This window comes from Glycomyces luteolus (assembly GCF_027622875.1).
Classification (GTDB): Bacteria; Actinomycetota; Actinomycetes; order Mycobacteriales; family Micromonosporaceae; genus Glycomyces; species Glycomyces luteolus.
Genome location: NZ_JAPZVP010000041.1, coordinates 1 through 5,496, shown reverse-complemented (window position 1 = coordinate 5,496; position 5,496 = coordinate 1). Strand labels below are relative to the sequence as shown.

The window sequence follows — 5,496 nt, the reverse complement described above, 5'->3', positions numbered from 1 at the left end:
GTCACCGAAGCAATGCTCGGCATCGCACGCCTCCACAACCTCGCCCGCGCCGCCTGAACGGCTCCAGACAGCCACGGCCAACACGACGATCAGCAACTCCCAGAACCAATAACGGGACAGCCTTTAGCGAGAGCGGAGACGGCACACAGCGAGCCCCGTCAGACGGCAGATCCGCGCCACCTGAGCCTCTTCGAACGATCCAGTCACTCCCCAAGACGACTGGCGGCGAGCGAGCCCGGCGAGCTTCGCCAGCATCTACCGCGCCCTAGGACCGGGCGAGCTGCTTGAACACCATGGGCCACCACGCACCTGCTTCGAACGCGGTATCGTCTACGGCGCGGAGCGTGAATTTCAGTCCGGTGGTCAGGACCGTGCCGGGGTCCTCGGTTCCGGCCGATGCCATCGCGTGTGAGACGCGTTTGAGAAATTCGATGAACCACCGATAGGTGGAGTTGACACCGCGTACTTGCACGCTCGACGGGTCGAACTGCAAGACCTGCCCCGTGTAGGGGTCGAGGACGTACAAGAGGTTCGGTGCCTGCTCGAATGTGCCGACGACGATGAGTCGGAGATCAAGCTCGGTGCCTTCGGCACTGAGTGCGATGGTGTCGAAGACGTTGACGTTCCCGGGAATTTGGGTAGTGAACAGGCCCGGGACCCGGTCAGGGACGTCCGTGTCGTCAGGGAGTGATGCCGGATTGATCCCGGCAGCGATCCACGCTTCGCGGGGGAACTTCATGACATCCGGCTTTCAAGCTTCGTGAAGGCCACCGACCACCACGAGTTGGCGTCGGCGAAGGCACTCGGGTCGATGCGTTCAAGTTGCGAGCGCAGTACCGAGGCCCGCTGCGCCCGGTGCTGCTTGCCATTGTCGTATCGGACGAAGATTGCGAAGTGGTACAGGAACTCGCTGAACTGCTTGAAGGTCGCGTTGACCGGCTCCAAGGTCCCGTTGCTCACTCCGAGCATCAGCACTCGTCCCGTACCGCTGTCGAGGCAGAACAGCGTGTTGTCGCTGTCGGCAGGGACAGCGCCGATGACCACAAGCTGCAGTGTGCTTTGCGGGCCCACGTTGAGATTGATCACGGAGTATAGGTCGAACCGGCCGTTGAGCAACGACGTGAACACCACCGACACTTCGATGGGAATGACGTCGACATCCGGGTACGTCTCCCGAGGTGCGGGAAACTGTTCGATCCACGCGTCGCGCGGGAACCGGATGACGTTCGATTCACCCCATGCCTGCACATATGTTTGACGTTCTCGCATTGGATCAGCCTCCGTCACGCCATTGCCACTTCTTGCAGGTAGGCGTACCACGGATGACGGTCCCACCAAGGTTCCTTCTGCTTGTCCTTCGGTCCTTTGATTTCCGCGTATCTTGAACCGAGACAAACGGTGTCCACGAACTCGGGAACATCCGCGCACGTGAGGACCACACCGGAATCCCACTTGTATTTGAAGTAGCTGTACCAGTAGATCATTACCTCGCCCGAGTCCGTATCGAGCAACACTGCATCTTCACCCAGGCCAGCAATTTTGATGCGGGTCCGGTCGTCGATCGGATTGCCTTCGAAGTCGACTGCGCGCGCGTCCGCAAATGACGACTCCGGGGGGAACCGGATCTCGCCGAAGACCGGGCGGTCGGTTAGCTCGTAGAGTGCAGCGAGATCACCGGGGTACTGCCGCTGCAATGCGACGCCGTCATGCAGTGCGAGCATGTCGTAGTCGAACTCGTCGTCAAAATCGTCCCAGCGCCGATCCATTTCTTCGACCGCGCCGAGCTCCCTCAGACGAGCCAGTTTCGTTCGCATTGCTTCTAGATGTGACACAGCTGCACCTTTCTGCCTCTTGACCTTGCATTCTACCGGCCCCTTCGCCTAGGGGGTATACGTGCCCGGCACCACGTTGATGCGGATGAGCGTTCCCGTGATCTCGGCATCGCTGTATCCCATCGCCTTCAACTGGTTCGTGACGGAAGTCAGCTGCGAATTGATTTGCCCGCCCATGCCGTGGTTCGTCGCAGAGTCGATGGCCCACATATTGTCGTGGTTATCTTCACCGCCCAGCTGCAGTTCATGGGCGTGGTCGATTTGCGTATTGTCGAGATCGGCGATCCTCGCATCATATTCGGCTTGGTTTTCCGAACTGTAGAAGATCTCACGTTCCTTTGCGGACCGCCAGCTGTCAACGGCACCTCCACGCTCTTCGCCGTCGCCTGTCTTCAGCTCCAACTTGTCGTTGGCCGCCAAACCATCCAGATGTTGGGCTTTCGCGTCGAAATGCTCCTGGTTCCAGCCGTCGTGCATGCGAAGGTTGATGGTCCACGACCCATCGTCGTTCTGCTTCGGCGCATCCAGGTTCTCTGTGAAGCCCTTCGTCCAGTCAACAGGAAGGTCCCGGTCACGGTCGGCGACAATGGTCTCCCCGTCGTCGGTCCTCCGCGTGTTTTTTCGCGGGTACCGCCCCTTCGGTGGGGTGGGGGCCCCGATCTTCGGACGCGCCCGGCCGGTGAGCGTGTCGAGGTCCTTCGCCCGTTGCGCCCGCGTGTTCGGGGCGTCGGTGTTGCGGTTGCGGCTCGGCGAGGCACTGTCAGTGTCGTTCGTGTCCGTGTTCGTTCGGCGGGCCATATGTGTCCCGCTAATGACCAGCAGCACGCCGATGGCGACCGCGGATCGCAGCACGCCCGCCAATGCGGTGCGTGCGAAGCGGCGTTGACGTCGGGTCACAGGGAGTCTCCGAGTTCGAGGGGGCGACACAGTTAGCCGAGGAGAGCGTTGAGCGTTTCGATGCTTTGGATCAGTCCCATGACGACTCCGAAGATGATCCCGGTCCATTTGATGACCGCGCCGGCAAGCTGACCGGCGACGATTGGTGTCGCCAGACCGGCCGTCAAGACGATCTCGGCGAGCCAGGCGACAACGTGACCGATGCATTCCGATACAAAGTCCCGCACGAAGTCGCGCACCGTGGTGACGACTGTTCCCGCGCCCCGCGTGGCGGCTCCCACCGCCGCAGCCGTTCCGGAAACGGAGTACGCACATTCGGCGTTGAGGCTGAGCATGGTCCGGTAGGCGTCACCGGCCATGCCTTCCCACGAGTCGAGCTCGCCGCTGTCGAGCCGGCCCATTAGGTCGTCGCCGATTGCCGCGAGTTCCGCGGTGATGTTGTCCCACGTGCACGCCTGCACTTCGATCGCTTCAGGATCGCCAGCGAACCAGTCGAGCGCTTCACGTAGCGGATCGCATTGCTCGATCGCCCATGACACGCCCATGGACGCAAGCGAACCGAACGGGTCCAACACGGTGCCGACGGCGTTCAGTGTCGCGCCGAGCCCGGCGATTGCACCGTCGATCCAGCTGCCGGACTCGATCGCTTGCGCAATGCCTTTGTAGTCATCAGCGAACGACATGCCGGTCCAGCCGTCCCGTTGGGACTCCGGGGCGATGTCACTCGTGGTGGCGATTAGAGACTGGTCACTCACAGGGCGGTCCGTTTTCGTTATGAGGAGGAGGGGGCGGGAGACGTCTACAGCTCGCTGGCGAGAGCGCCGAGTTCGCCGCTGGAGTCCTCGTCGGCAGCGGCATAGTCGTCAGCGCACGCTTCGACGGCGTCCGCGAGCATCTCGATGTTCGTCGCGAACTCCTCAGTTACCTGGTCCTGCTCGTCACGATGCCCGTCGAGAATTGGCGGCAGGAACTGGCACAGCTGCCCGAACGCTTCAGTGTCCAACCCGGTCGACGCGCTCGCTGCACGGATCGCATCGAACCGTGTCAGCAGTTCCCGAAGCCCAGCCGCATGCGTCCGCAGCTGATCAGGGTCAACTTTCCAACCCGTGCCACCTCCGCCCGAGCTCGGGGCTGACCCGCCCCCAGTGGCTTTGGTACCCGTGCCGTACGAATCGCCAGCGCCGCCAGAAGATCGTGAAGCCCACGCCACTACTGCCGATCCCCTTTGCCCTCAACGAAGGTCGCCATCATCGCTTTCGCGCTCGCGCTCGTCGGCCCCATCGTCTCGGTGACAATCTCGCGGGCCTGTTCAGCCAGTTGGTCCTTCGCCGTTTGGTACACATCGAGCATGGTCCGCCGCGTGAACTCTGGCGCCTGCCGTTGAATCCGGGCCGAGAACTGGACGTCGACGAGCGCACCGCCAGAGTCGATGGTCACCTCAACGGTCTGGTTCTCGTCGCAGACGGTCACACGCAGTTCCTTGAGCCGTTCAGCCGCCTGCTGGGTCTGCAGGGCGCGTTCGTCCGCACACTGCTTCCATTCGGTGATCTTCGCTCGGGCCGCTTCAGTGTCCACAGGTCCACCCCACAGAGGTGCGAAGGCCGCGCGAACGACATGGGGTGTGGGCGTGCGACACGATGGGGTCCGTTCTCTCCGAGGGGAAGTCAACAGACGCCATCATAAGTTAATCTCACAATAGAGACGGACCACGTCAATGTGCGCCCCCGTGTGCCAAGCCGGGCGTGGGTGAAGGCAGGTGATGTCCGCGCCGTTCGCCGCGAGGATCGCGAATCTGAGGTTGGCTCAACCGGGTCCGCGCACCTACACGAATCGGACTATGCTTCTCGCCGGGCCCACCCCTCAGGGCATGGACGGAGCAGACCCCTTGGCCTCTATGGACGACCTCGTAGCGGCATCACTGCCAGCATCGAGGCCGCCGAGCATGCGCAGGCTGATGTTCGAGGTTCGATTGACAAGGCTGCTGAGCTGGCCGATGCCCTCGATCGCGTTGGGGTCGAGGGTACGGCAGCTCGCGCAAGGGCGGTCGAGACGAGTCTTGGCGAGGTCCACGATGGGCTTTTGAAGCTCGGCGAGATGCTTGGCCAAGTTCGATCGAGGGTTGATGCGCTTCGCGGGGCGGGCGGCCGAGGTGCCTCCGGCTCAGGATCGAAGCCGGCCGCGCGGGTCGCCTCATCTGGTCCGTCAGTTTCGAAGCCCTCTCTTGCGCCCGATCCTAAGCGCGTTCCCTCGGGCCCTCGGGAGGCGTTGGAAGGGGACGCCCGGAAACTGCGAGGACTGCAGCGGCAGAACGAAGCCGCCGCGCTGCTGGCGACCTCGGGGTATGAGGTCCAACAGTGTCCACCACAGCGGGACAACGGCACCCGGCCCGACTTCATCATCGAGGGCGACTACTTCGACTGCTACGCCCCAACCTCGGACAATCCGAAAACGTCCGCACTGGCATCCGTGACAAGGCAAGAAGCGGCAGGCCGACCGCATCATCCTGGACCTGAATGACTCGAACCTGACTCCTGATGCGCTCCGAGATCGCCTCATTCGGGATCCGATTCACGGGCTCCGGGAGATCAAGATCGTCAGGGGCGGTATGGTGACTGACTTCTATCCATGGGATGAGGAGCGCTAAAGGCTGTCCCGTTATTGGTTCTGGGAGTTGCTGATCGTCGTGTTGGCCGTGGCTGTCTGGAGCCGTTCAGGCGGCGCGGGCGAGGTTGTGGAGGCGTGCGATGCCGAGCATTGCTTCGGTGAC

General features: G+C 62.5%; 8 protein-coding genes. All 8 read right to left on the bottom strand.

Translation table 11 applies throughout. From position 1 onward, the window contains the following. Positions 1–265: 265 nt before the first annotated feature. Positions 266–739 (bottom strand): SUKH-4 family immunity protein, encoded by a 474-nt coding sequence (locus tag O1R50_RS26105; RefSeq protein WP_270113197.1) that lies wholly within the window; start codon positions 737–739, stop codon positions 266–268. Next, the gene (locus O1R50_RS26100; RefSeq protein WP_270113196.1) at positions 736–1,269 is read right to left on the bottom strand and encodes an SUKH-4 family immunity protein; all 534 of its coding nucleotides are present in this window, start codon (positions 1,267–1,269) and stop codon (positions 736–738) included. The genes O1R50_RS26105 and O1R50_RS26100 overlap by 4 nt, the downstream gene beginning before the upstream one ends. 14 nt (positions 1,270–1,283) lie before the next feature. Next, a complete protein-coding gene (locus tag O1R50_RS26095; protein WP_270113195.1) occupies positions 1,284–1,814 on the bottom strand; it encodes a hypothetical protein in 531 nt (176 codons plus the stop codon). Between the two features lie 66 nt (positions 1,815–1,880). Then, positions 1,881–2,729, bottom strand: coding sequence for a hypothetical protein (locus O1R50_RS26090; RefSeq protein WP_270113194.1), 849 nt, complete (start codon positions 2,727–2,729; stop codon positions 1,881–1,883). Positions 2,730–2,761: 32 nt separating this feature from the next. After that, complete coding sequence (locus O1R50_RS26085; RefSeq protein WP_270113193.1) at positions 2,762–3,484, bottom strand: hypothetical protein; 723 nt, start codon at positions 3,482–3,484, stop codon at positions 2,762–2,764. A gap of 44 nt (positions 3,485–3,528) precedes the next feature. Next, a complete protein-coding gene (locus tag O1R50_RS26080; protein ID WP_270113192.1) occupies positions 3,529–3,939 on the bottom strand; it encodes a type VII secretion target in 411 nt (136 codons plus the stop codon). Beyond that, positions 3,939–4,304, bottom strand: a complete 366-nt coding sequence (locus tag O1R50_RS26075; RefSeq protein ID WP_270113191.1) for a YbaB/EbfC family nucleoid-associated protein — start codon at positions 4,302–4,304, stop codon at positions 3,939–3,941. Before O1R50_RS26075 ends, O1R50_RS26080 begins: the two co-directional genes overlap by 1 nt. A 285-nt stretch (positions 4,305–4,589) precedes the next feature. Beyond that, entirely contained in the window at positions 4,590–4,835 is a 246-nt protein-coding gene (locus tag O1R50_RS26070) for a hypothetical protein (RefSeq protein ID WP_270113190.1), read from the bottom strand. Between the last annotated feature and the right edge of the window lie 661 nt (positions 4,836–5,496).